The sequence below is a fragment of the Mesorhizobium sp. M7A.F.Ca.US.014.04.1.1 genome (genome assembly GCF_003998745.1).
Lineage (GTDB): Bacteria > Pseudomonadota > Alphaproteobacteria > Rhizobiales > Rhizobiaceae > Mesorhizobium > Mesorhizobium ciceri.
In genome coordinates, this window is the sequence record NZ_RZRW01001244.1 from 1 (window position 1) to 758 (window position 758).

The 758-nt window shown below is 68.2% G+C and carries 1 protein-coding gene; it reads left to right on the forward strand.

Translation table 11 applies throughout. The features are described from left to right. On the forward strand, positions 1 to 633 hold a 633-nt coding region (locus tag EOA22_RS35840; protein WP_164756292.1), incomplete at its 5' end, for an ATP-dependent helicase. Positions 634 to 758: the final 125 nt, after the last annotated feature.

Here is a 758-nt window from a genome sequence, read left to right on the forward strand (position 1 = left end):
GTCGCGCTCTATTCCGGCCTGCGCGCGGGCGCCAGATGGCCGGCCGACCCCGAAAAGATCAGGCTGTGGTACGAGCCGCATCTGGAACGCATCCACGAGGACGCGACGACGCGCCGGGCCGACCTGTTGCAACTTGAGCAGATCGGCTCGGGCTATGCCTCGCGCGAGCGCTTCCTGACCGAACTGACGCTCGATCCGCCGGACGCCACCAGCGACCAGGCTGGGCCGCCGCATCGCGACGAGGATTATCTGATCCTGTCGACCATCCACTCGGCCAAGGGCCAGGAGTGGAAAAATGTCTTCGTGCTCAACACCGTCGATGGCTGCATCCCGGCCGATCTCGGCGTCGGCACCAAGGAGGACATCGAGGAGGAGCGCCGGCTGCTCTATGTCGCGATGACACGGGCCAAGGACAATCTCAACCTGGTCATGCCGCAGCGTTTCTTTCCACATGGCCAGGCGGCGCGCGGCGACCGCCATCTCTATGCCTCGCGCACCCGTTTCATCCCGGCCTCGATCCTCGCCGCGTTCGAACAGATGTCGTGGCCAAGCGCGCTGGCCGCGCAGGGCAGGGCGGCCCGGCCGGAGGTGCGCGTCGACATTGGCGCCCGTATGCGCGGCATGTGGAAATAGCCGAGGCCATGCCGCAGCCGCCGATCAGGATCGCCATCGCCGGCGCGCTCGGCCGCATGGGCCGCCAGATGACGGACGCCGTGCGCGTCGATCCACGGCTGGCGCGCGCTGCGCGGGTCCATCGG